Source organism: Frankia sp. AiPs1 (assembly GCF_023716945.1).
Taxonomy (GTDB): Bacteria; Actinomycetota; Actinomycetes; order Frankiales; family Frankiaceae; genus Frankia.
The window spans coordinates 1-807 of the sequence record NZ_JAMQQF010001099.1 but is presented as its reverse complement, the minus strand read 5'-3'; the positions used below and the strand labels follow the sequence as shown (position 1 = coordinate 807).

Here is an 807-nt window from a genome sequence, read left to right as displayed (position 1 = left end):
ACCCACACCCGCCTGTACCGGCAGGTGCTGGCGGACGCCCGCCCGCGGCCCCGATGACCGCCACCCCGGCCAGCGTCTCCCCGGCCAGCATGATCCCGGCCAGCGCGGGTTCGGCCAGCGCGGGTTCGGCCAGCGCGGGTTCGGCCAGCGCGGGTTCGGCCAGCGCGAGGCCGACCAGGGTCGCCCCGTCGGGCGGCCCGGAGATCGGCGAGATCCTGTTCGTCGAACTGCTCGGCGGCATCGGCGACCTGCTCATCGCCCTGCCGGCCATCCACCTGCTCGCCGACAGCCATCCCGACGCACGGCTTCGGGTGCTCACCTTCACCCCCGCGGACGAGCTGCTGCACGGCGACCCACGGGTGGCCGAGATCCTTCCGCTGACCGACCACGGCGCGCCCGCCGTGCATGCCGCCGTCCGCGACGCGATGACGCGCCGGCCCGATCTCGTCGTGACCACGACCCGGCACAGCGACGTGCCCGCCACGATCGAATCGGGCCGGCCCCGCTTCGCGGTGACCGACCTGTGGCGTGGCCCCGGCCCACACGAGCCGATCGGCGACCGGTACGTGCGGCTGCTCGCCGCCGACGGCTGGCTCCGACCCCCGCACCGCGCCCGCCGACCCGCGGTCTGCCGGCGCGGGCCCGGCCAGACCGGCGATCTCCCGCCGGGACGCGTCGCCCTGGACGCCGCCGAGCTCGCCGAAGGCCGGTACCGCCTCAACGCGCTCGGCGGCACCGAGCCCGCCGGCACCGGGCCCGCCGGCACCGGCACGGGCGCCGCCGGGACCGGCACGGGCGGTCGGGGCG

At 77.9% G+C, this 807-nt stretch carries 1 protein-coding gene; it reads left to right on the top strand.

All coding sequences use genetic code 11. From position 1 onward, the window contains the following. Window positions 1-53: 53 nt before the first annotated feature. Window positions 54-807, top strand: a 754-nt coding sequence (locus ND748_RS33095) for a glycosyltransferase family 9 protein (RefSeq protein WP_374216105.1), incomplete at its 3' end; no start/stop codon positions are given.